General features: G+C 42.8%; 19 protein-coding genes. 9 read left to right on the top strand and 10 right to left on the bottom strand.

Features of this window, described 5'->3' with window-relative positions:
- The first annotated feature begins 69 nt into the window (after positions 1 to 69).
- The 3 genes from V7L07_RS32010 (at position 70) to V7L07_RS32020 (ending at position 1,135) form a co-directional block, all read left to right on the top strand.
- Complete coding sequence (locus V7L07_RS32010) at positions 70 to 306, top strand: 2Fe-2S iron-sulfur cluster-binding protein (RefSeq protein ID WP_335063516.1); 237 nt, start codon at positions 70 to 72, stop codon at positions 304 to 306.
- 405 nt (positions 307 to 711) lie between these two features.
- A complete protein-coding gene (locus tag V7L07_RS32015) occupies positions 712 to 924 on the top strand; it encodes a type II toxin-antitoxin system HicA family toxin (protein WP_335063517.1) in 213 nt (70 codons plus the stop codon).
- Positions 917 to 1,135, top strand: a complete 219-nt coding sequence (locus V7L07_RS32020) for a type II toxin-antitoxin system HicB family antitoxin (protein ID WP_335063519.1) — start codon at positions 917 to 919, stop codon at positions 1,133 to 1,135. The genes V7L07_RS32015 and V7L07_RS32020 overlap by 8 nt, the downstream gene beginning before the upstream one ends.
- A gap of 74 nt (positions 1,136 to 1,209) precedes the next feature.
- Here V7L07_RS32020 and V7L07_RS32025 read toward each other — a convergent pair whose 3' ends face one another.
- From V7L07_RS32025 to V7L07_RS32040, 4 genes are all read right to left on the bottom strand, one after another.
- Positions 1,210 to 1,653, bottom strand: coding sequence for an SRPBCC family protein (locus V7L07_RS32025; RefSeq protein ID WP_335063521.1), 444 nt, complete (start codon positions 1,651 to 1,653; stop codon positions 1,210 to 1,212).
- Positions 1,654 to 1,697: 44 nt separating this feature from the next.
- Complete coding sequence (gene zds / locus V7L07_RS32030) at positions 1,698 to 3,137, bottom strand: 9,9'-di-cis-zeta-carotene desaturase (protein WP_335063523.1); 1,440 nt, start codon at positions 3,135 to 3,137, stop codon at positions 1,698 to 1,700.
- A 275-nt stretch (positions 3,138 to 3,412) separates the two neighbouring features.
- Positions 3,413 to 3,589, bottom strand: coding sequence for a CopG family transcriptional regulator (locus V7L07_RS32035; protein WP_292845444.1), 177 nt, complete (start codon positions 3,587 to 3,589; stop codon positions 3,413 to 3,415).
- A gap of 1,793 nt (positions 3,590 to 5,382) precedes the next feature.
- Positions 5,383 to 7,014, bottom strand: coding sequence for a DUF6930 domain-containing protein (locus V7L07_RS32040; protein WP_335063525.1), 1,632 nt, complete (start codon positions 7,012 to 7,014; stop codon positions 5,383 to 5,385).
- A gap of 593 nt (positions 7,015 to 7,607) precedes the next feature.
- On the opposite strand from V7L07_RS32040, the gene V7L07_RS32045 reads away from it, so the two are divergent.
- The 3 genes from V7L07_RS32045 to V7L07_RS32055 all read left to right on the top strand — a co-directional run bounded on the left by V7L07_RS32045 (position 7,608) and on the right by V7L07_RS32055 (position 8,839).
- Positions 7,608 to 7,964: an iron-sulfur cluster assembly accessory protein gene (locus tag V7L07_RS32045; RefSeq protein ID WP_335063902.1), complete on the top strand. Its 357-nt coding sequence runs from the start codon at positions 7,608 to 7,610 to the stop codon at positions 7,962 to 7,964.
- A gap of 86 nt (positions 7,965 to 8,050) precedes the next feature.
- Entirely contained in the window at positions 8,051 to 8,473 is a 423-nt protein-coding gene (locus tag V7L07_RS32050; RefSeq protein ID WP_335063526.1) for a tetratricopeptide repeat protein, read from the top strand.
- A gap of 120 nt (positions 8,474 to 8,593) precedes the next feature.
- Complete coding sequence (locus V7L07_RS32055) at positions 8,594 to 8,839, top strand: hypothetical protein (RefSeq protein ID WP_292845435.1); 246 nt, start codon at positions 8,594 to 8,596, stop codon at positions 8,837 to 8,839.
- 101 nt (positions 8,840 to 8,940) lie between these two features.
- Here V7L07_RS32055 and thyD read toward each other — a convergent pair whose 3' ends face one another.
- Positions 8,941 to 9,861, bottom strand: coding sequence for a thylakoid membrane protein ThyD (gene thyD / locus V7L07_RS32060; RefSeq protein ID WP_335063528.1), 921 nt, complete (start codon positions 9,859 to 9,861; stop codon positions 8,941 to 8,943).
- A gap of 185 nt (positions 9,862 to 10,046) precedes the next feature.
- Here thyD and V7L07_RS32065 point away from each other — a divergent pair, with 185 nt between their 5' ends.
- Positions 10,047 to 10,394: a hypothetical protein gene (locus V7L07_RS32065; protein ID WP_335063530.1), complete on the top strand. Its 348-nt coding sequence runs from the start codon at positions 10,047 to 10,049 to the stop codon at positions 10,392 to 10,394.
- 82 nt (positions 10,395 to 10,476) lie between these two features.
- Here V7L07_RS32065 and V7L07_RS32070 read toward each other — a convergent pair whose 3' ends face one another.
- The 5 genes from V7L07_RS32070 to V7L07_RS32090 form a co-directional block, all read right to left on the bottom strand.
- The gene (locus V7L07_RS32070; protein ID WP_334767028.1) at positions 10,477 to 10,974 is read right to left on the bottom strand and encodes an FHA domain-containing protein; all 498 of its coding nucleotides are present in this window, start codon (positions 10,972 to 10,974) and stop codon (positions 10,477 to 10,479) included.
- 322 nt (positions 10,975 to 11,296) lie between these two features.
- Complete coding sequence (locus V7L07_RS32075; protein ID WP_335063533.1) at positions 11,297 to 13,798, bottom strand: heavy metal translocating P-type ATPase; 2,502 nt, start codon at positions 13,796 to 13,798, stop codon at positions 11,297 to 11,299.
- 498 nt (positions 13,799 to 14,296) lie between these two features.
- Complete coding sequence (locus V7L07_RS32080) at positions 14,297 to 14,572, bottom strand: TM2 domain-containing protein (RefSeq protein WP_335063535.1); 276 nt, start codon at positions 14,570 to 14,572, stop codon at positions 14,297 to 14,299.
- 1,094 nt (positions 14,573 to 15,666) lie between these two features.
- Positions 15,667 to 17,241, bottom strand: coding sequence for a CPBP family intramembrane glutamic endopeptidase (locus V7L07_RS32085; RefSeq protein WP_335063537.1), 1,575 nt, complete (start codon positions 17,239 to 17,241; stop codon positions 15,667 to 15,669).
- A gap of 410 nt (positions 17,242 to 17,651) precedes the next feature.
- Positions 17,652 to 18,920, bottom strand: coding sequence for a bifunctional sterol desaturase/short chain dehydrogenase (locus V7L07_RS32090; protein WP_335063539.1), 1,269 nt, complete (start codon positions 18,918 to 18,920; stop codon positions 17,652 to 17,654).
- 369 nt (positions 18,921 to 19,289) lie between these two features.
- Here V7L07_RS32090 and V7L07_RS32095 point away from each other — a divergent pair, with 369 nt between their 5' ends.
- Both V7L07_RS32095 and V7L07_RS32100 read left to right on the top strand, forming a co-directional pair.
- Positions 19,290 to 20,387: a hypothetical protein gene (locus tag V7L07_RS32095; protein WP_335063540.1), complete on the top strand. Its 1,098-nt coding sequence runs from the start codon at positions 19,290 to 19,292 to the stop codon at positions 20,385 to 20,387.
- 1,051 nt (positions 20,388 to 21,438) lie between these two features.
- Entirely contained in the window at positions 21,439 to 23,109 is a 1,671-nt protein-coding gene (locus V7L07_RS32100) for an MBL fold metallo-hydrolase (protein WP_335063541.1), read from the top strand.
- The last annotated feature ends 44 nt before the right edge of the window (positions 23,110 to 23,153 follow it).

Consider the following 23,153-nt stretch of genomic DNA (forward strand, 5'->3'; position numbering starts at 1 on the left):
GATCAGAGTGTCATTAGTAAATGACCAATGACTAATGACTAATGACCAATGACCAATGACTAATGACCAATGATTGTTCATGTCCGCTTTTTACCAGATGATGTCACAGTAGATGCTGAAGTAGGAGAAGCCCTCTTAGATGTAGCAGACCGGGCTGGGGTATTTATTCCCACCGGTTGTCTAATGGGGTCTTGTCACGCTTGCACTGTCGAATTAGAAGATGGAGAGATCATCCGCGCTTGTATCACCGCAGTACCGCCACGCGAGGAATTGACGATTAATTTGTTTAGCGATCCTACTTGGTAATGTCGGCCCTGTTATTGACAAGCACTGGTATAGTATGCGGATTATTGTAAATAGAATAACTTAGAGGTTGTTTGAAAAGTATTTCGCTGTGACTTTAGACACTTTTAGATCCCCCCTAACCCCCCTTAAAAAGGGGGGAACCGGAGTTAAAGTCCCCCTTTTTAAGGGGGATTTAGGGGGATCTAGAACGTTTTGCTACCAAGAAGAGGACTTTTCAAACATCCTCTTAGGAGTTAAAAATGGGTGAAGAAATTCAGGCAACTATTTCTCCCCGGATATTATCTGAGTACAACCAAGTCAATGCATAAACAAAAATCTAATGATTGATTAGATTTTTGGGATAGACAGCAAGAAACTTTGATCCATTGTTTCTTAGTGCGGCGATCGCATTTTTTAATAAAATTAATGCCAAAGAAAATCCGGGAACTGAAGCAAATGCTTTGCCAATCAGGTTTTACAGAAGTCCCAGGAAAAGGCAGTCACACTAACTGGGTGCATCCTTTGTATGATGGAAAAATTACGCTTTCAGGCAAAGATGGAGCAAATGCCAAATGTTACCAAGAAAAGGAAGTAAAACAGGCAATTAAAAAATTAGAGGAGAAGAAAGAAGATGAGTAAGCTGAAGTACCAAATGCTTATTCAATGGTCTGATGAAGATGATTGCTATTTAGTAGGATTCCCTGATTTTCCAGGACAACGCTGGCGGACTCATGGTGATACTTACGAGTTAGCGGTGGCAAATGGAATTGAAGCCTTAGAGTCTCTTATCATCGCTTACGAAGCTACGGGTGATTCACTTCCAGAACCAACAGTTTATAAAGCTGCATAGTTTCGGCTCTGAAATTCTCACAGCTTTATCACAAAAATCTAAGGAAACTTACTATTAACAAAGTCCATCTTTGCTTAAGTAGATTTAATGTTCAGCGCGTATTCTTTAAACCTTTCCAAATCAGCTTGAATTGTTGATTCAACTATCCGTCCTAAAAATAAGTTATCCATAATTTTGCCAATAATGCCAGGAATGGCGTAGGAAATAGTCATTTTCACAATGCTAGTATTGTGGCGATCGTAAAAGCGAATTGCTCCCTGATTTGGCAAACCATCAACTGATTCCCATTGAATAATTTGGTTGGGAACAACTTTGAGAATTCGGGATTGCCAATTAAATTCTAGACTGCCCGTCTTTAATTTCCAAAGAGATATATCTGGATTATCTGGGGGAATTTTCACCGAATCAATCCACTTCATCCACCGGGGCATTTGCTCTAAATCAGACCAGAGGCTCCATACTAAATCTATGGGAGCCTCTACTTCTACCTGCACAGTATGCTCTAACCAGTCTGACATTTCTCTTCTTCCTTCTCTACGAGACGCTGCGCGATCGCTGTTCGTTATTTCTTCAAACTCTCTAAAATTACTTTTGCCGCACGCCGTCCAGAAATAGTAGCACCTTCCATACTGTCGATGTAATCTTGCTGAGTATAACTGCCAGCCAGGAAGAAGTTATCTACTGGTGTTTTTTGGTTGGGACGGTACGCATCCATTCCTGGCGCTTCTCGGTAGAGAGACTGAGCAAGTTTTACCACACTGTACCAAGTCATATTTAGCTCCCGCGATGAGGGAAACAGTTCATGGACTTGTTTGAGGACATGCTGTGCGATCGCTTCATTACTTTGGCTAATAAACGGATCTCCCGGTGTCAGGACTAGCTGCAACAAAGATCCCTGTCCTGGGCGATAATAATCAGCAGGACTAGTCAACGCCAAATCGGCAAAACAAGAAAAGTCAGCATCGGCTGTGTAAAGTAAATTATCAATTCCAGCCGCATGATTTAGCTGTTTACGTTGCTCTTTATCCTTCAGTTCCGTTACCCAACCATCGAACCGTAACTGCACTGTCGCCACTGGCACTGCATCCAGTTTGTAAATATTGTCAAATTCTGACCACTTACGCCACTCTTGGGGTAAGATGCGTTGAATTCCTGGAACATCACAGGCAAAAACGTAAGCATCAGCAGTGATTGTTTCTACGGCATCACCTTGGGCAACTGCTATACCAGTGACGCGGGTTTGTTCATCTGACTCAGTAAACTGAATTTCCCGCACCTGCCGACGCGTGTAAATTTTAGTGCCTCTAACTTCCAGATACTCCAGAATGGGCTTGTGTAAATACTCATAAGGGGAACCTTCCAGCATTCGTAAAACTGAAGCTTCAGTTCTGACTGCAAATAACTGGAATATCGTTAACATACAACGGGCAGACATATTTTCGCAATCAATAAACCCCAATGCGTAGGCAATGGGATTCCACAGACGCTTGATACTGCCATTACTCCCACCATGACTGCGGAACCAATCGGCAAAGCTAACTTTATCCAAATTGCGGATGGTTTTCATTGCCCCGTTAAAGTCCACCAATCCGCGAACTATCGGACTAGTACCCAAAGCGATCGCATTTTGCAATTTATCCTGCAACGATAGTTGAGAAGTAGTAAAAAATGCCTTTAAGCCATTGAAAGGCGCACCTGTAAGAAAGCGAAAATCTAAAGCACCAGTCTGGCCCCCTTTGTTAATGAAAGTGTGGGTATGTTCCTTGAGGCGTAAGTTTTCTAACACCCCCACTTTCTTCATTAAGTCAAATAGTTGGTAGTAGCACCCGAAAAATACATGCAGCCCCATTTCTAGATGGTTGCCATCTCCATCAACCCAACTGCCAACTTTACCACCCACAAACGGACGAGACTCAAAAATCTCGACTTCACAACCAGCATCAGCTAGATCTACTGCGGTTGCTAGTCCAGCCAGTCCCGCACCTACGATTGCAACACGCATTCCGTCGTTCCTTTTCAGTTTCTTTACAGATTGTAACTGGGTTGGTGTCGGAATTTGCTACTTAATATCAACTCCACCAGCATATTAAGGCATGGCAATGTCGATACTAAAACCTCTTTGATTACTTCTTTTAGTCCCAGCAAATGACCAGACGCGAGAAAAACGCGTCTGTATCATCTAGACAAACTCTTGTCCATAGCAGCGGACTCTCAAAAGTATCATAGATATTTTTTGGTGGCAAAGCAGTTTTCTGGATAAGTCATGAAAGTAAATTCTTACTTATTTCCATCTTTGCTGTCGTCGGAAACAGGCAAACTTCTAATCAGTTCACGAATCACGTCAGTTGCAGGTCTGCCTGTTTGCTGACAATATTTTTCTAGTTTTTCCGCTTCCTGTGTTGCGAGATTAACTGTTATGCGTTTAACGGCCCATTTTTTATTTGTCATTATCATGCTATCTGCTGTATATTTAGATGGTCGAAAGAGTCTAAATTAAAGAGGGAACCGATAAGGTTATCAGAGTTTGTCTCAGGAAACAAGTAATACCATTAATATTAAAAATGTTAGTTTTGTCAAAGGATTCATAATTTTCTAAAAAAATTAAAAAGCGATACTTTATTTGTTACTATTGTGACAGCATAATTAGCACATAGTTGCTTTTGAAGATAATAACCCTACTAACAGCATGAGTAAATACTGACAATGAAATTTGATAAATCAATTTGAGACACCTACTGTTGACTCAATGAAGATTTACAAAGTTATTCTTCATCAAAAGCACTTGACCTTCTCTCCTAACTAAGTTCGCCAAAGCTGTTTGGAGAGAACATCTGCTAGAACACTAGAAAATAAAACTTCAGAATCACAATCGTGCTGAAATGCTGCCTTACAGGCGGGTTAGAGTGGTTTGTGTAGAGCGTGAATAGTCACTTATAAAGTAGGCAAATAAGCGATCGCTCCAGAACAAACTCCCATCTGCACCCATTACTGTAAGCAAGAATTTAGAGCTACTTGAACGGCTATAAATGTTGGCTTACCTTGATCAAGCTGATTGCTTTTCAGTGTCAATCTAGTAGCTATAAAAAAGGGAACAAAACTCAGTCTACTGGGTGTAAATGGTCAATTATTTTGGTAAATTTTGACAGTATTATCTGTAATTTTACACAGATGAATTAACCCAGATAGATGTGATGTTAATTGACTGTTGCCGATAATAATATTTTAGTTGTATTTCATACTTTTACACTAAAGTTCCCGTAAATATACGATTAAATTTTGCGTATTTTTTATCTTCCCTCTAGCGATATAATTTGCTTTCAATCCAACGACTGTTTTGCATGTTTTCTATTCATCTATCTATAGGTTATGTAAATAATTTTTAGTCAATCACGGCACTAAAAATTCAACAGTAAATCTTCTTATCAGATTTAAGCTAAGAGATAAACTATTGCCAGAAAAAATTGATTTACAACTATTTATTATTTGGTAAGTATACCTATAAAAATAATTGTATATTTCAATCTCCTCCGGTGGTTTGTTCATTATAGCCATTATTTACGTACTTTAAATAATCTTCATTTAGACATTCAATCAGCTAATTTTCATGCTTTATAAAAAAATTACAAAGAAAAAGATATACATCTGAACTTTTGCTTAATGATATTGATATAGAAGAAGATGCTGAAATAAAAAAACTTGCTAAAAAAAGATTCAGATATCTAAATGCATCAGTTAGGTTTGATTAAAGCAAACTTTGCAGATAGTTTTTAGTAATTTGTAGCTATTTATACTGAAGATATTTCAATAAGATGAATGAAAAATTATGAAAATACAGGTACTTCATGAACTTCAGGTAAAGCTATACCAATTCAAAAAATGTTTCCGACAGATAACCCACCCGTCCCTTAGTAATACCATTTTGAATTTTAGATTTTAGATTTTGGATTGGGAATCGCTTTCTGTGTCTGGTTTTTGTGAAACCATCTCTAGCAATCATTTTTCAAATTGGTATATAGTGGTTCCTATTTAGATGAGGTACAACATTATATTCCAAGGTGTATGGAATATCGAATATGGGTGTACCTTACACTTGTCGGGAAACGCTATAACTACGGTTTAGAGACATCTTTGTACAAAACCGCAACCATTGAAGATCCTCCTAAATCCCCCGATCAATTGGGGGATCTTGAGAATTTTTTGCACTCCTTAAATCAATGTGAGATTGAGAATTATAGAAATTCGTGCAACTATTCAAATTTAAGTTGGGGCATCAGTTGGAGAGTGCCAATACCTAAATCTTTGGGTGAGAGCGATCGCGCTTCAAACAAAGCCATCATATCTCGTAACTGAGGATTGCCACGGGAAGCTCCCGTTAGCCCTTTAGCAATGATTAAACCACAGTAGCCCTTAGTATTTTTACACCGCTGATTCCATTTTTTTCGGGCTTCGACATGAGTCGGATCTTCGTCTAAAAATTCACCAAATAGGAACAATTCGCCATTTTGAGTTTGCAATAAACCCAGATCGTAGCGATCGCCATCGAAGGGGTCAGCACCCGGATTAAAGCAAATTGCTCTCAGTCCGCCTGCTGTTTCAATTCTTTCAATTACAGTCTTCGCCTTGGGTCGGGAAGTTTGAATTAAAATCACTGGTAAACCGTCACCCACTGGTTTGATTTCACCAGCCTGATGGTAGCTGACTCCCTTTCGCAGGGACTCCAACATTTCCCAGGACACCACACCTAAGCTGAGGAAGGAATCTTCTGGTATCAAGTCATCTTGCAATGATTGGAAGTCAGGGTTGTCAATCTCTTGATCGTCGATATCAAAACCTGCCATTTCCTCTAATTCTGCTGCTAACTGCGGCATGGTAGAGACTGTCACAGGCACAGATTTAGTTGATTCTTCCGATGGCGGCAAAGAAATACGATAGCGACGGCTCAGACTCGGGAAGATATCTTCATGAAGCTGGCGACGATGATCGCGAATAAAGCGGCTCAGGCTTTCGATTGCAACCAAGATTACCAATGCTTCTTCGTCATACAAAACAGACCGTAGTCCTTCTAAGGGGTGGATATTACCGAAACTGGGGTCAATTTCTGATAATGGCAGATCCGCCAAATCATCTTCTTCATCCTCATCTTCATCGGTTTCATCAGCACTCTCAAAAGTGAGAAACAAGCAATCTTGCTTGAGGAACGCTTCTTCTAAATGCTCTGTGGATTCTTGATCTGTTAAAACTGCGGCGCGAAATTGTTTTAAAGACTCTTCTGAACGATAGAACAAAATCCCATATTCCATTCCCAGCATTCCCATGACTGAGGCATAGAGTGTACCAACATCCCACTTATTAATCTCAATTGACAAAATTTGCTGTTCTTCCAAAAATTCCCAAGGTGCTGCTTGCCAAATTGCAAATGCTTTTTCTCGTAAGATTTGTGCATACTGTGGGGGTAAGTCGGGGGTTTGACTATCGAGAATGTCAGCAAATCCACGAAATAGTTCGTCAATTAAAGGCAGTTCTGGTGCGTAGTCAATAGCAATATCCAAATCTTGTAACACTCCCCGCAGGTAAAATTGGATCTCGCGGTCTTTGACTACAATTCTTTGGGGTCTGGCAGGTCTTGCCGGACTCTGGGGATGCTCCATAGCTTGCATTAAGGTGCGAACTATTGCTTCTGGGCCAATATCTGAGGCTACTACGTCCATGCCTCGAACAACACCTTGGGAGTAATCTACCCAAAGAATGCATTCTCCCTTTGCCTCTGAGTCTGAGAACTGGTTTGGTGATGACAACGGACGGCGATCGCCCTCCCATACAGAAGGAATTTGAGTTAATTTCTTCAACCGACGACTGGTAGAGCGATTAAAACTTGTCATAGAGATCAAAAGAAGCAATTTGGAAGTAAACTTTGGGAGATAGTTAGTCTCGGATTAAATTTTTATGGCTGCACCTGAAGGGTGGTTGCTTCTCAGGGCAGGGGGCAGGGGCAGGGGGCAGGGGGCAGTCCTGATCAAACAAGTTTCACAGCCTTGAATGAAAGAATGACTGGGGACTGGGGACTGGGAACTGGGAACTAGTATTTTTACTCAGCACTTTCAAGTCAGAAGGTAATCCCGATGAAATGAGTTTTTAAAGCCTTGTATGAAAATGTTCTAGAGACTGGGATTTTTACTCAGCACGGGTTAAATGACTTGATACAATTCTTCTTTTTAAACTGGATTTTATACCGATAACTAAAGTTTTCATTCATAATTCTTTCCTCCTGCCTTCTGCCTTCTCGTATAAATATACTGAGTCTCTCAATTCTAGAATAAAAATCTTTGGCTGCTTTTAACAGAGTGTTTACAATTTGGCATCTAGCGACTTCCAAGCCGCTAGAATGAATATAAAAACACTCAAGAGCAACCCAGAGGCATTAACAAGCCGATATCGGGTAACGCTTAGACTAATTAAGGAGTTTAAAAAGCAGATGACACAAGCAATTCAGGCTCAACAACGCGGAATTATGTTGAGCGAAGCCGCATTGCACCAGGTAAAATCCCTCCGGGACAAGCAAGGCACAGACTTCTGCTTACGGGTAGGAGTGCGTCAGGGTGGCTGTTCGGGGATGTCTTACATGATGGACTTTGAAGACACTAGCAAGATCACCCCCCAGGATGAAGTCTTTGACTATGATGGCTTCAAAATTGTCAGCGATCGCAAGAGTCTTTTATATCTCTACGGCTTAATGCTCGATTATAGCGATGCCATGATTGGCGGTGGTTTCCAATTCACTAATCCCAATGCCAACCAAACTTGTGGTTGCGGTAAGTCATTTGGGGTGTAATATTGTCATTTGTCATTTGTCCCTTGTCATTGGACTAAAGACAAATGATAAACGACCAACGACTAATGACTCATGATTAATTTACTATGACTCAAACAGTTGAATCCCTGTTTGATACAGGTTTAGAACGCTATAAAGCTGGAGAATCAGTAGAATCTTTAATCCCTGTGTTTAAAGAAGTGTGCGATCGCGCTCCTAAAACTAGTGCTGCTTGGGTTTGTTTAACGTGGTTGTATCTACTCGATAACAAACCCAGCTTGGCTTACAAAGCTGGACAAAAAGCAGTCAAGTTAAACCCACAAGATCCCCAAGCCAGAATAAATCTCGCCCTAGCAATGCTAGAAACAGGTCAAAAAGGTTTACGGGAACACATTGACATAGCACAGCAGTTGATTTTTGTCAATGAAGAATGGAGTGATGAAATAAAAAATAGTATTGAAGACGGTTTAAGTAGAAAACCAGATTGGCAGAGTTTGAAAAAAGTCAAAAATTGGTTGTTTGAAGAATGATGGTTTGGGACTGGGGACTGGGGACTAGGGACTAGGGGGAATTTATTGAAGTCAGTCTCTAAGTTGTCTCTTCCCAATCCGCAGTCCCCAATCCCCCAATCCCCAATTCCCACTCTAATCATGAAAGATAAATTGTTAAATTGGCTAAACATGGCTTTAGTCGCAGATGTTTTTTTGGTTTTGTTTGGCTTTGGCTGGTTAGCGATCGCTGCGATCGGTGATGCAGTGGGAGTAAACCTGGGCTTGGATTTGTGGCATCAACTGTGGCAACCCTTATTTAACCCAGCGATCGGCATCCTCATGGGCGGTGCTATTCTCAGCGGTATTATCAGTTGGGTTTCCAAAAAATTTCTTTCTAGTCAATAGACTGGGGACTGGGTAATGAAAAAAAAGCAGATTAGCAGGGGTAAAATTTCTCTCCTCTGCGCCTCTGCCTGTTTTGCCCAATCCCCAGTCCCCAGTCCCTTTTAATTAAGAATTTGTGTTAATGCTGATTGCAAATTAGGATATTTGTACTCAAAGCCAGTTTCTACGGTGCGTTTTGGGATGACTTGCTGACCTTCTAAAACTACTATAGCTCCGTCTCCTAAAAGAGCTTCGATCGCAAAACCAGGAACAGGCAACCAAGAAGGGCGATTCATGACTTGTCCCAAAGTTTGGCTTAAATCTGCCATCCGAACTGGGTTAGGGGCAGTGGCATTATATATACCTTCTATTTCCGATTTACTTAAAGCTTGCAAAATCAAGTTAACTAAATCGTCTACGTGAATCCATGAGAACCACTGACGCCCACTGCCAATAGGGCCACCCGCGAAGAGTTTGAAAGGTGGAATCATTTTACCTAAAGCACCACCATTACCCAAAACAATCCCAAAACGCAGAATTACTAGTCGTACACCACTATCTTTTACCTTTGTTGCCTCTGCTTCCCAGGCTTGGCTGACTTGGGCCAGAAAATCATTACCAGACAGACTTGTTTCATCAAAGGTGTCCGTTTCACTGGTGCCGTAGTAACCAATAGCGGAAGCGTTAATTAAGACTGTTGGTTTGGGGTTAGCGTTAGCTATTGCTTCAACTATTTTTTGTGTGCCTAACTTTCGACTATTGAGGATTTCTTGTTTGCGTTCAGGTGTCCAACGCCCTTCACCAATGGGTTCTCCTGCCAAATTAACTACACCATCACAACTAGCGATGACATTTTGCCAAGAACCTGATGCATTTGGTGTATAGGCAACAATTTCTATATTGGGAAAAGCCTCAGATGGAAAAACCTTTTGAGCAAAGGCGGTGTTCCGAGTTAATACTACGATCTTATGACCTTTAGCGTGGAGTCGTTGTACCAAAAGATTACCAACAAATCCTGTTGCTCCAGTAATTGCGACTTTCATTTTCTATCTCAGCCAAACCTTTATTGTAAAGTTTTTGATCAAGCTTTCAGCTTACGGTACTTTCCTTGTCGATAGAACAGATGTTAGTCATGCCTGATCTCAAAAACTTTGCTTTGTTAATGACTATCTGTTTAGATGCTTCGGTATTATAGGATGGACGGAGTGTTGCAAGGCGTGGGGCTATTATGGCTCGCTATACCGGTTCATTTGTTGTTTCTGTTCCTAGTGACCATCTGTTGCCGTTACTTGTAGAACTTCTACAGGACTGTCAGTTGGATATTCAATACCACACGGGCGATTACATTATCGCTCGTCAAGTTCCTGGCAATGTTCCTTTTCCTAAATTGGTAACAGTAGAAGTACTGATTGACAAATCAAAATCTACTGAAACAGAAACCCGGATGAGTATTGTGATTAAAAACGAAGAACTACCACTTCAATTAGATAATTACTGCCGACAAATGTTTGAATTTATCAAGCAGGCTATTGAAAGTAGCCGCCATTGGCATTTGATTGAAAGTCTTGCAGGATAGCTTTGGTGATTGAATTGACACTCCCACTGCTTAAAGTTGTGGGAATGTCAGACTATGATTGTTAGTGATTGGTAGTTAGAATTCACTCTCCTATATCCTCTAAATCCTCGGCCATACCGGGGTTTATTAGTGTAATGTCGTATTCACTCGAATCCGTTTGTCCCAAACGCTGAGTGTTTCTTAAAAGGTAATAAATGGCACGTACTTGAGGGCCAAAAACGATCTCGTCTTCATTTCTGAGATCGTGGGCTGGTATCTTGCGTCCATTAATCATCAAACCGTTAGAACTAGGCTTACCTTTGACATCGCCATCTACAATCCGGTAATAGTAGCTATGACTATTATGCTCTCGTGGCAATCTCACTAATGTGGCATGGCGGCGGGAGACAAACTGCGACATCAAACGGATATTACATTCGCGATCTCTACCGATAGAGTAGACGGGGTGCTCTAGAGAAAATTCTTTGCGACCTTGATCGTCTTCAATAATCAGTAGATGGTTTTCATTGGTTTCTGCTGCCATTGACAAATCGGTAGAACTATGATTAATCAAGATTTGTTTAGTATCGTATCCTGTCATTTTCGCGCACCATAAATCTGTGGTGCTGATCTAAATAAGCTTTAAAATTGCATAATACCTTGAAAGAGTAGAACATGTCCGTTCTACTCCAGTAGCTATGATAGCTTTGGTAAGTCTCTAAAGAAGATTTGTGAGCCGATAAAACTTGAATACCGACTCAGCTTAACTTTAGGGAACTCCAAGAAATAAATTATCCAATATTGTGGGGTGGGCAACATGAGCGCCCCACAAGAGTTAATTGGATATTTTTTATTTGGAAGTTCCTTATATGGGAATTACCAAGATTGGTGCTGGGAAATTTTACGTGTAGAAAAAAAGTATTCTAAGGGTGATGAGCTAATCGCCGTAATAATATTGAGTTGGTGACGACGCTCACAGAGCTAAAAGCCATTAATGCAGCAGCACCGGATGGGTTCAGGAGAAAACCCAGACTAGGGAATAAAACACCTGCTGCTAAAGGAATGCCAACTGTATTATATGCAAAAGCCCAGAATAAATTTTGGCGGATTTTGTTGAAGGTGGCACGACTCAGCTGAATAGATTCGACGACATCGTTTAAGCGATCGCGCATTAAAATAATTTCAGCAGTTTCCATTGCCACATCTGTCCCAGAGTGTAAAGCAATTCCTACATCTGCTTGAGATAAAGCTGGAGCATCATTAATTCCATCTCCTACCATTGCGACAATTGAGTGCTGAGTGCTGAGTGCTGAGTGCTGAGTGCTGAGTGAGGAGTTAGGAGTTTTCTTTGTCCCCTTATCTCCTTGTCCCCCTTGTCCCCTTATCCCTCCTAACTGAAGAGACTGTATTGCAGCCGCTTTTTTAGCTGGGGGGACACCTGCGATGACATCAGCACTGTCTAATCCTAGTTGTTTAGCTATGGCACTAGCGGCTTCTTTGCGATCGCCACTGAGCAGCATTACCCGTAAGCCCATCTGACGCAATTTGTCTACGGTGGATTGGGCATCTGGCCTGAGGGTATCAGAAACACCAATTAGCCCGGCTAAAGTTCCCCCAATTGCTACACAAACGACTGTTTTACCATCTGTTGCCAAATCCTGTGCTATCTGTTGTGCAGTTTCACTAATGGGAATGCCGTGCCAACTCAACCAGTCCCAGTTACCCAATAGCACAACTGTGTTATCTACCACAGCAGATACCCCTAATCCCGGTTCCGTGTGAAAGTCCACAGCTTTTGGAATAGATAACTGTTGCCGCTGTGCTTCTTGCTGAATCGCTTTTGCTAGAGGGTGGTGAGTACCGCTTTCTACGGCTGCTGCTAGTTGGATTAAGGATTGGGAATTTTCAGTGCCCAGTCCCCAGCCGCCAGTCCCCAATCCCTCAATTAACAGACAATCTGTGACGATGGGATTACCTGTGGTTAGAGTGCCTGTTTTATCAAAAACTACGGTGTCTAGTTGGTGTACTTTTTCTAAAACGTCGCCACCTTTGATTAACAGACCCCGTTCTGCACCCATAGCAGTGCCGACAAGAATGGCTGTTGGTGTGGCAAGTCCTAAAGCACAGGGACAGGCGACTACCATCACTGCGATCGCTAGTTTTAAACTAATTAATAAAGGGGAGTGGGGAACTTCATCTGTAGCGTGGTTCATCATTTCCATACCACCAGACATGGTGATATCAGTCCAGATGTGAGTGCCGAAAAAGTACCAAAAGATAAATGTTAATACAGATGCCGTCAGCACCCCGTAGGTAAAGTAACCTGCTACTGTATCTGCTAATTTTTGTACTGGGGCTTTCCGAGTTTGGGCAGCTTCTACCAGGGCGACAATTTGAGCTAGAGTTGTATCACTTCCAATCCGGGTTGCCTGAATAGTGATCGCTCCTGATTGGTTTAGTGTCCCCCCTGTCACCATATCCCCTGGTTGCTTAATTACTGGCACGGCTTCCCCAGTTAGCATTGACTCATCGACTGTTGTTTGACCAACAACCACTTCACCATCAACTGGGATTTTATCACCTGGCAGCACTTGTAACCATTCACCGACACGCACCTGTTCCGCAGGAATTTCTATACTAGAAGAACCCATTCCAACTTTATCTGGATTGGCAATCAATCGCGCTAAAACTGGCTGGAGTGCTAGCAATTTCCTAAATGCGGCGGCGGCGCGACCTCTAGCTTGTTGCTCTAATGTCCTTCCTAAGAGAATAAAGCCTAACATCATTACTGGTTCGTCAAAGAAGCACTCCCAACCCATTTTGGGAAAGAGTAGCGCTACTAAACTAGCAAGGTAGGCTGTGAGTGTTCCTAATCCCACTAGGGTGTTCATGTTGGGTGCATTTCGCCGCCACCCCAGCCAGCCATCTACTAAAATCGGGCGACCGGGAATTAATAGCGCCACTGTCGCCAGTCCACAGTGAAACCAGATGTTATTTAGCATTGGCAGCATTGAGCTACCAAGATTACCAAAATGTCCACTTCCCGACAATAACAGCAACACCGCAGCGATCGCTAACTGTCTTACCGAAGATCGCATTTCGCGGCGTTGGCGTTCTGCTGGGTCTGGTAAGGTAGATATCTCACCTGCTACTGTGTCAATAGCTTTTCGGGGTTGAGTCGGGAATCCAACGCCTGTTAATCGCTGTGCCAGTGCATCTGCATCTACTGCACCAACTTCTGACTCTACAACTGCTACTTCTGTGGCCAGGTTTACGCAGGCACTTTTAACTCCTGGATGTTGGGTTAGCTGTCGCTCTACTGCATTCACACACCCAGCACATTTCATGCCCCCAACATCGAGAATAATTTTCTCTAGAATTGGTTCAAGTTCTGGGACTAGCTTAGTTTTCGGGACAAGTTGCATGGCTTGTGTTTAGATTCGCTACAGAAATTCAACGCCTGACTAAAAGCGTCTCTAATTTGAGCGTAGGCGAAATATCGGACTACGACTGAACGTCAACCATATTAAAATTATTAATTTATCGTACTTCGCTGAGGGTTAACGACGGCTCGATCGTAGATAAGTTATATAAATAATAGCTCCAACCTGTATTGGCATCAGCGAAATTAGGCTTTTTAAAAAATAGTTAACTTCCAAATTAGACATAGCACTGAAATATCCTAAGCCCAACACAAGGAACATCACCAAGGTAAGATGTTTAGGTTTAAGAGTCGGCATATAAGTATAAATAGGTGCTGTATATACAGCAGGGAATAGGGAATAGGGAATAGGGTTTCCCGGCATAAAAGAACTGGCGCGCGGGGTCTGAATCCCACCTAATTGTTCCTCCTGCCTCCCGCCTCCTGCCTCCTTGAAGAGATTTTTTACCAATCTACACGTATCAAATTTGCTGGAAAACTACTAAAACCAGCCCTGCTTTTTCACAAAGTAGGTATTTACGAATTTTTCAGGGGGCTGGTTCAAGTAGATCATGCCTTCAACTAAACCTACAAGCTGCATAACTAACAAGGCAATGCCGTAGGTGAAAGAACCCCCAACTACAGAAATTACCAACATGATGAAGCCTTCGGCAGCGTATCCTAGAATAAACTTATGAACCCCAAATGCTCCCAGGATAATGCCAGAGTAACCAGATAGAAGTTGCTTGGTGGGGTGACTGGGGTTGAGATTTGCCATATAAGTGTTGCTCCTTAATGAGTGAGTATAAAAATAAAGTCTTTATTGTAATGAAGGCAAATACGTTTACTTACTTAAATAAATATATTTTTAATTTTTTCAGTATGAGTCAGCCTCAAGACGAATAACCAAAATCAGCGTGTTTCTATTCCAGAGGGAACGCTAAGTCTTGCGGCATAGACTGAAAATCTGGCGTTCCTTCATCACTTTTGATGGATTTGACAACGCTCAGTCCTGAGTGCCTCGGCTTAGAGTGCTGAGTAAGTTTTTTACTTACTCAGCACTTATGTACTTGGTACAAGCCGCGCCCGCAAGTGGCGCGGAATCTTCATGCATTGAGAGAAGGTTGATACCCTACCCGCAAGTGGCATGGTCTTTTAACTCAGCACGGGCTAAACGCCCCGCTACCGCTAACGGAACTCAGCACTCTTCATGATCGCAACTCTGGTGCAGCAGTTTTGCAGATTTTTAGGTAAGACATTTATCTTGAGAACAATGAACCTCAATCATCAGCAAAAGCTACTACATCACAACTTTTTACAAGTCCATCAGTATTATTTCCGGATTTTTTTGGCAATCGCTAGCGGGTGTAAAATGCGATCGCACCAATGAAAAAACCAACTCTGTGGCTAGTAGGAATCTAGAAGCGCAAGAAGCATCTTCCACTTCTTTCTAACCCCCTTTTAGTTGCCAATTTCCACTTCGATGAGCGCAAAACGGAATTGCAATCCAATTTATGACAGCTAAAAATGGTTCAGGAAGACAATTAACATCTCGAAAATGGCTAAAATCATCCGAATGAGAATAAATGCTTAACTAGTACAACACGGCGTAAAGAAACCACCCATTTAAAATAGCCAGAAAGCTTACAAAATAAGCATTCTTTCTTTTTACTTTTGCCTTTTTACTTTTGCCTTCTTGTACTAGATAGTTTGTTGCCTATGTTAATAGCATTCTTTGATTTGCTTCTGCCACGATCTCAATTTGGTTTTCAGCCAGTATTTATGCTTGAACCAATTGTAACTAGTTAATTGTCTCTACTTATGGAGATAAAAGCAAATATTTTGTTTTTGAGCAACAGTACTATCTTAGTACTAATTACTACCTAATACAAATAAGCTTAATAGTGTACCACTATTCCAGAGACTATGGAGGAGCATCGGAGCGAGGAGGTTACGCGATCGCGTGTAAACTACTCCCAAGACAATGCCTAATGCGGTGAGGGGAAGAATTTCTGATAAGCTGAGGTGAGCGATCGCAAACAACAAACTACTGATCAGAATCGATCCCCACACGGGTAAGTAACGAGTTAGAGAGGGTAACAAAAAACCACGAAACAGAATTTCTTCAAAAAATGGCGCTGCGATCGCGGCTGTGAAGAAAAATATGCCAAGTGCTACACCATCTTGGCTTTCTAGGGCTAGTTGCAACAGGGGATTACTACCACCCTGTCCTTGCCATAGCTGTTGATTAATCAAAGATACCACCACAACTATAGGTAAAGCCGTGCAATAGCCTCCCAGTCCCCACCAAAACCAATTATCTTGAAAACGGAAGCGAAACCAGAATTCTGGTAATGGAAAAAAGCGCTTGAGAGAAAAATACAGCACTAACAGCGCACCTAATGCCACTAATAGGTAACTAACCAAGACAGAAAACGCCTGAAGTCGCACATCCACAATCGGACGCGGGATAGGTAGCACCGAGATTACCAAGGGTACAAAAATTTGCCCCATGAAGAAAAAGCCGATGATAAAAACCTGCAAAACTGTTTCACCATCCCAAGGCGTTGACCAAGGGATATCAGAATTTTGAGCTAATAACGAGGTTTTTCCTTTCAACAAGCGTTGAGCAAATAATAAAATCAGCAGTATTAAACCAATTAAAGCTGCCAAAGTGGGAATAGTGCCAATAACCGCCAATTTCAACACAGCTTGAGCCGATGATTCTTGTTGTGCAGCTTTTACTGCTGATAAAGCATCTTGTCGTTGCTGGAGTTGATATAACTTAACCAAAGCAGTAGAGCGAAACCAACCTTCTAAATTCTTTTGAATCGGTTCTTGAGCATTTGGGAGGAGACGAGGAGGATTGCTCCACAGTCCACTTAATACAGCAGCAGTTTGTCCAAATTCTGGATTGATATCTGAGCGTTGTTGTAATTCGCTCCAAGTCTTGGAGGCTGTATCCGTTTGTCCTTGCTGTGCTTGTAAAATTCCCAGGCGTAAGTCTAATTCAGCGAGTAATTTTTGTAATTGCTTGAGGGATTGCTGTAACGGTTGCTTTCCCTGTCTAGAGGCTTTAGTCGGGGGAGGAACCTCCGGTAGAGGTTTCGGAGGCGTGGGAGTTATTTCAGCTTGAGAGCGTAATTCTGCAAGTTGATTGTTAACTTTATCTAAATTAGCTTGAACTGACTGACGCGCCTCCTGATACTGCTTTGTAGCATTCTCCAGGGGTTGTTCACCAAGTATTGCTTCCCGAATCGCTTGGAGATTGTCATCGTTGCTATCTTCTGATTGCCAAGCTTGGGCTTGTAAAGCAATATTGGTTTGGTATAATTCCAGGCGACTTTGAAATTGAGGTTCTTGCCAACTACCGAATAAAGCCGAAACTGCCAACAGAACTGCTATCGGCGTCAGTACAAAAAATAAAATCAATCGCTTGAGTGTCATCTATCCCCCTTTGACTAACCAGTGAGGAGCGTGTCCCCCTTGCGAATTATCGCATTGAAGAAGAATTCAGAAATCAGAATTCAGGAGTCAGAATCAAGACGCTCGATAGTGCAGCGTTAGCGAGGTACGAGCGTCCGTAGGATCTGACTCGCTTTCCGTGTCGCTATCAGTGGGGGATTCAGACCCACCACTGAATTGTTGCACCACTTTGAAGATTTAGTGGGGGTATGTCTCGTTCCCAGTCTCAGACTGGGAATACCTGTCCTTGAGGCTCCGCCTCTCTTGCTTGCGGCTCTGCCGCCAGGAGCAGCATTTCCAGCCTCAGACTGGAAACGAGATTTGAAAATGGTTTTAGCTTAACTTGACACCAATGTTCATTAATTGCCCCTACAGAAAATTATTCTTTCCGGCTATTGTTTGCCTAAGTCCGGTTCACTTTTCGCTGTTCGGCTAAAAAGTCGATAGTATAGCGACGTACTAGTTTCCTTTAAGGGAAACAGCAGATAGGTGAGAGGATTTATTGCCACAATAATATTTCGGAAGTCGCGCCGTGCCCAAAATAAGATCGCACCAGCAACTTGCTGTGCAGACATCACTCCATAAGGATTCAGTTGACTCTTAAATGGGCCAAGAATTAACTTGCGAATTACACAATCCCCATCCAAACGCTTGAGGGTAATAATATCACCTAGCGATCGCTTGCTGAGTTCATAAAGCGGACTCAAGGCTGGAGAAACCTCAGCTTCAGAAGTGTTTACCCAAATTTCCTTCGTTGCTTTTGTTTGTGGGCCTGTGACAGTTGTCAAAAATATATCTATCAACCGCAATGCCGAAAAGGTATTCACCTCATAAGAGGAGTTAATAGCCTCTGGTGTGCGGCTGGTGTAGACATTGATTCCGTGGTTGATAATTAAAATATCTACTTTCTCTAAAGTATTTCTCAAATTGGCTTCATTTCCCAACTGCCAGGGAACTACTTTCACGCCAACTTGCTCTCCTAATTTTTCTGGATTAGTGGTTAATGCCACGACTTTAGCATTATTCTTGACAAATTCAGCTGCTAATGCTTGTCCCAACGCTCCTGATGCTCCGGTTAAAGCGATAGTTTTCCCCTTGAGAGACAATCCTGTACCCAGAATTTTATCCACTAAGGGAAAGACACCACTGTAGTAAGCGTTGACATCATCAAAATGATGCCGCCAATGGTAAGACCGATTCACCCACCAAACAGATGGTATTGTCTCTAAAGGGCCGGGTAAATGGTTATAGTCTGTGTCAATTTTTCCTTGAAAATACCGCACAGACGCACCATACAAGAAGGTGCAAGCATAAACAACTCCTAATCCCAACCCCGGTTGGTGGATAATTAAAGCAATTATCAGCAGTATCAACAACAGGAGACTCGACTCTAAAATGTCGTGATATAGCTGGGATTCTTGATAAATTTTCAGAGAAACTATTGATAAATCGCGGCGGTAGGCGCTATGGTGCTTGTTATGCCATTTAGCAAGCCAATTGACTTGGTGACACAAAGCATGATATGTGTCTCTCAAAACTTCAGCGAGTAAAAGTGAAAAAAGTGCCCAACCAGCGAACTGTAAGCTGGCATTTAGCCAAACCCAATTAATTTGTAATCTTGCCTCAATTCCAATCAAGTTTTCGGCTAACATTTTTATCATGTTTGTCTATACTCGTTTTTCTTAATCATTCTTCATAATCTGATAAAGGTGCGTTAAGGTCGAGTCTAGAGCAAATTAAAATCAAAATGGAGAGTGGGGGAAAAATAAGCAATGCCAAATTACGAATTACCTTAGCGCAACATTAGCAAGTATTCGAGCCTCATTACTGGAGTTGCCAGAAAAAATCAATAATAAATAATGTTTAGCTATATAACTATATCTATATAACTATATATTGATAATGCCAAGTTTTGTGCTTTTTGATTGTTCAGATTCTAGATGAAGATTTTTACAGAGAGAGAGCAAGCGATCGCGAGATAATACATCATTCACGATATGGGAGCGTGTATGCGAGTAAATGTTATTACTATGACTCTGTTGGTATCACTGCTTGCAGCGCAGAGTGCTTACGCGCAAGACACCAACATCACCAGTAAGGCATTCATGCGGGCTGCACTAACGGTGATGACATTCGACTACTTTGCTACGAAATGTAAGCAGGGTAGTGGTTTTGCTGCTACTGATGCCGCCAAGATCGAGTCTTGGCAAACCGCGAATGGTGTCGCCCAGATCCGCGATCGCCTGAGCGACCTCAATCGCCACCCTACCCAAAAGCAGCAACTCGACCAAGCTGTGGCTGAGATTACTCAAAAAATTGAACGTCAGTACGTCAATATTGATGCATGTACTGTGGCGTTGTCGGTGTCAAAGTTGCCCGACGCGCAGTTCGCAACGATATCGCCACAACTCCTTGCGTCGGTGAGCAACCCCCCTAAAACACCCAAGAAAGTCGAACGAACGCCTTCCAACACACCTGCAATTGTTTCTTCCCAATCGGACGCCAAAACTGTGGCTCAAATCGATAGCTTCGGCTTCAATTCGCGTCCGAAGATGGGCATCGGTGGCTTTATTGCCCTTGATATCTATCCCGTTGTACTCTTTCGTAACGGGGATGTGCTTACCAACGTCGAAGGGCTTTCCTTCAGCGGCGGACTCGAAGCCCACAAACGCGCAAACCCCGATGAATGGACGCGTTGGCGTCGTCAGGGTGGCAAATTGCAACTTGCACAAAAGGACGGTTGGGAGGCGTTACCTTTCCAAACGACGTATCCGAAATTGCCAAACAACTTCAAGCTTGATGGATTCTTCCGCTCACTTTCTGGCACCGGGACGGTTGCGATCGGAGGCAACCAGTCGGTCGCTGCTTGGGAAGATTATCGCTTCTCGGCTGATGGTCGAGTCGTGCGCGGCAACGGTGCTGGTGGAAGCGCCGAATCTGGTGGCACCGCGATCGCTACTAGCAGCACAGCACCAAATCAGCGCGGTCGCTATCGCGTTGAAGGATTGACGCTGTACATCACCTACGACGATGGCTCAAGCGAGCGTCGCATCTTGATCACCGATCCGAAAGATCCCAAGAGTATCATCTGGCTCGATGGAGTTAGCTATGTACGCCGAAAGCAGTGACATTTTAATTCGAGCGAAGCGAGTATCATTTCTAGATTGATGGACAGGTGAACCGAAAGGTTCTACAATCTGACTGATTGTGGTAAATTTACCTATTGCCCAATCCATATAGGCATAGTAAAGATTTTCTAGTGATTCCGTTTGATTGCGGAAGCACTAAATTAATATAGGAAAGTCTTTGAGTAAAGGGCAGCAAACAAATGGATGTAAAGCTGATTCTAGCTGGATTAACAGTTATATTTACGCTTTCGTGCTTATTTTTTGGCACGAAAAATGGATTCTATGATTCAGATAACTATCACGGCAATGGCTCCGCACATTGAGATAAGTCTGTAGACGCTCGATCGACTTCCCAGAAGTTCAGGAGTGCTGAGTGCTGAGTAACCCCATAGATAAATCTAAGGGATTTAAGTAAGGACGCATTATTTCTTGTGCTACGCATCTCGAAATAAATCTTTTTTTGTTTTTCCATATCTAAAGGCAGGGGCAATTCTTGGAGACGCTACGCGTAGCTTACTTCCCCGTAGGGGTACAGACCTTTTGTGCTGAGTGCAATTTTACTTTTTTTACTCAGCACTCGTTACTCAGCACTCAGCACTGTTTCGGTGATGTTGGCTAAGATAGCTCCGAACTTGCAAAGGGAAAAGAAACAAGAGGCAAACTCTTTTGGTTTCTAGTTTGATAGCTTCTCGTTAGCCCACCTTTCCGAACCAGTGCGGGTTTGGTGGAGGCGTCCTCCCCAATCAAAAATCTGTATTCTCAGGGTGTAGGGGCGCACGATAAAACTTACCCCTAAGTCACAAAACCAAAATTTGTATGAGAAGGAGTCAGAAGACAGAATTCAGAATTCAGAATACCCCAAGCTATCAAGTCAGGGGTTTCAGCAAGGAAAGAATTTTTTCTTCTTCACGATTAAAATCGGGGGTTTTAAACCTCGATTCTCCATCCAGTCGCACAGAATCCAGAATGGATTCTGGCTTCTGAATTCTTCTTCGGTAACTTTTGGCTTTTGGGATATGTCCATGATGATGAGGTTTGAGGGGAGGAGAGCATGAGGGATAATCTGTCGGCATCCTCTCGCTTAGATGCTGCGGAAGCGGGTAGTGAATTAGAATGTTTGCCCTATAGTGTCCAGCATGACAATGAGGGCGTATGTTTATTGGTGAAGATGGGCCCACACCGCATTCTATTGGACTGCGGTTTGGAGGATGTTTCATCGCTGGCTAAGGGGCTTAATAAGTCGGTAGGTGGAGCTAGTTCGCCCCTACCAGCAGATTTAGTTTTGATTAGTCACGCCCACCCAGATCATTCCAGAGGCTTACTGGCACTGAATAAAGCTTTTCCCAAGTTACCTATTTATGGTAGTGAGGTGACTAGCAAGTTGCTGCCGCTGAATTGGCCAGAGGAAGATGCTGAGAAAATTTCCAAATTTTGTCATGCGCTGCCGTTGCGATCGCCTGTGGAACTCCAAGATGGTTTGGTAGTAGAATTATTTCCCGCAGGGCATTTACCAGGGGCAGTAGCAATTCTCCTTACCTACACTACCCAGCAGCGTACATACAAGCTACTGTATACAGGAGATTTTTTCTTATCGAACTCCCGATTGGTAGAAGGTTTGCGTTTAGAGGAACTGCGGGGCTTAGACTTGGATGTGCTAATCATTGAAGGTAGTTATGGCACATCCCGTCATCCTCACCGCCGCAACCAAGAAAATCAACTAGCCGAGCGAATTAATCGCGCGATCGCCGACCGTTGTTCTGTAATCCTTCCCACTCCAGCTTTAGGATTAGGTCAAGAATTATTAATGCTCTTGCGATCGCATCACCATTTCACTGGACGAGATTTAGATATTTGGGTAGATGGTGCGGTCGCTACTGGGTGTGATGCCTATCTAGAGCTACTACCCCACCTCCCCCCTTCAGTACAGAACTTCGCCCGCCATCAACCCTTATTTTGGGATGAACGGGTACGTCCCCGCGTGCGTCGTTTGCAACCAGAACATCGTTCCAATGTGGGCAAGTCACCTTGTATTGTCCTCACCGACTCGACATCTGATTTAGGTGAATATTGCCAACTAGACACTGGTCCCTGGCTGATTCTCCTACCAGAAAAAATTGATATAAAAGTTAATAAAGAATATTTAGCACCTACTAGTGTTGAAACCTATCTCTTAGCTCAACATAGTGATGGTCCTGGTACTACGCAGCTAATTCATAACTTGCGACCCCAGCACGTCATTTTTGTCCACGGTTCTCCTGCCTACTTGGCAGACTTGACTAGTTTAGAGGAACTGCAAAACCGTTACCATGTACATTCCCCGGCGGCTGACACCTTAGTAGAACTACCAATCGGCGATACATTTTTACAACCGGCAGCACCAGAGACTAACTACGAAGGCGAACTGACAGAGTTGGGAACAGTAATCACAATCACCCTACCCAATGTGATTACTGCTGATCCGCGTTGGCGGCAATTTGCCGACACTGGTTTAATCGAAGCTCGTTGGCAAGGAGAAGAACTGGTATTAAGGGGATTGTCTCAACGAGAACTGCTCAACCAAAATAGCGATCGCTATACATGGACAGATGTAGACTGTTGTGGTACTTGTCGACATCAAAGGGGGCAGCGGTGTTGGAATCCAGCTTCCCCGTTGTATAACTTCAAAGTAACTCTCGAAGGTTACTGTCCTGCCTTTGAAAGTTTATCTAATCCTGAGTCCTGAATGCTCAATACTGAGTTAGGATTTTTTAACTCAGCACTCAGCAC

It is taken from the genome of Nostoc sp. (assembly GCF_036916985.1).
Lineage (GTDB): Bacteria > Cyanobacteriota > Cyanobacteriia > Cyanobacteriales > Nostocaceae > Nostoc.

Bases quoted from the DNA above. Each gene is read 5' to 3' on its own strand.
- V7L07_RS32010 (WP_335063516.1), top strand. From the start codon at position 70: ATGATTGTTCATGTCCGCTTTTTACCAGATGATGTCACAGTAGATGCT.
- V7L07_RS32015 (WP_335063517.1), top strand. From the start codon at position 712: ATGCCAAAGAAAATCCGGGAACTGAAGCAAATGCTTTGCCAATCAGGT.
- V7L07_RS32020 (WP_335063519.1), top strand. From the start codon at position 917: ATGAGTAAGCTGAAGTACCAAATGCTTATTCAATGGTCTGATGAAGAT.
- V7L07_RS32025 (WP_335063521.1), bottom strand. From the start codon at position 1,653: ATGTCAGACTGGTTAGAGCATACTGTGCAGGTAGAAGTAGAGGCTCCC.
- zds (WP_335063523.1), bottom strand. From the start codon at position 3,137: ATGCGTGTTGCAATCGTAGGTGCGGGACTGGCTGGACTAGCAACCGCA.
- V7L07_RS32035 (WP_292845444.1), bottom strand. From the start codon at position 3,589: ATGATAATGACAAATAAAAAATGGGCCGTTAAACGCATAACAGTTAAT.
- V7L07_RS32040 (WP_335063525.1), bottom strand. From the start codon at position 7,014: ATGACAAGTTTTAATCGCTCTACCAGTCGTCGGTTGAAGAAATTAACT.
- V7L07_RS32045 (WP_335063902.1), top strand. From the start codon at position 7,608: ATGACACAAGCAATTCAGGCTCAACAACGCGGAATTATGTTGAGCGAA.
- V7L07_RS32050 (WP_335063526.1), top strand. From the start codon at position 8,051: ATGACTCAAACAGTTGAATCCCTGTTTGATACAGGTTTAGAACGCTAT.
- V7L07_RS32055 (WP_292845435.1), top strand. From the start codon at position 8,594: ATGAAAGATAAATTGTTAAATTGGCTAAACATGGCTTTAGTCGCAGAT.
- thyD (WP_335063528.1), bottom strand. From the start codon at position 9,861: ATGAAAGTCGCAATTACTGGAGCAACAGGATTTGTTGGTAATCTTTTG.
- V7L07_RS32065 (WP_335063530.1), top strand. From the start codon at position 10,047: ATGGCTCGCTATACCGGTTCATTTGTTGTTTCTGTTCCTAGTGACCAT.
- V7L07_RS32070 (WP_334767028.1), bottom strand. From the start codon at position 10,974: ATGACAGGATACGATACTAAACAAATCTTGATTAATCATAGTTCTACC.
- V7L07_RS32075 (WP_335063533.1), bottom strand. From the start codon at position 13,798: ATGCAACTTGTCCCGAAAACTAAGCTAGTCCCAGAACTTGAACCAATT.
- V7L07_RS32080 (WP_335063535.1), bottom strand. From the start codon at position 14,572: ATGGCAAATCTCAACCCCAGTCACCCCACCAAGCAACTTCTATCTGGT.
- V7L07_RS32085 (WP_335063537.1), bottom strand. From the start codon at position 17,241: ATGACACTCAAGCGATTGATTTTATTTTTTGTACTGACGCCGATAGCA.
- V7L07_RS32090 (WP_335063539.1), bottom strand. From the start codon at position 18,920: ATGATAAAAATGTTAGCCGAAAACTTGATTGGAATTGAGGCAAGATTA.
- V7L07_RS32095 (WP_335063540.1), top strand. From the start codon at position 19,290: ATGACTCTGTTGGTATCACTGCTTGCAGCGCAGAGTGCTTACGCGCAA.
- V7L07_RS32100 (WP_335063541.1), top strand. From the start codon at position 21,439: ATGAGGGATAATCTGTCGGCATCCTCTCGCTTAGATGCTGCGGAAGCG.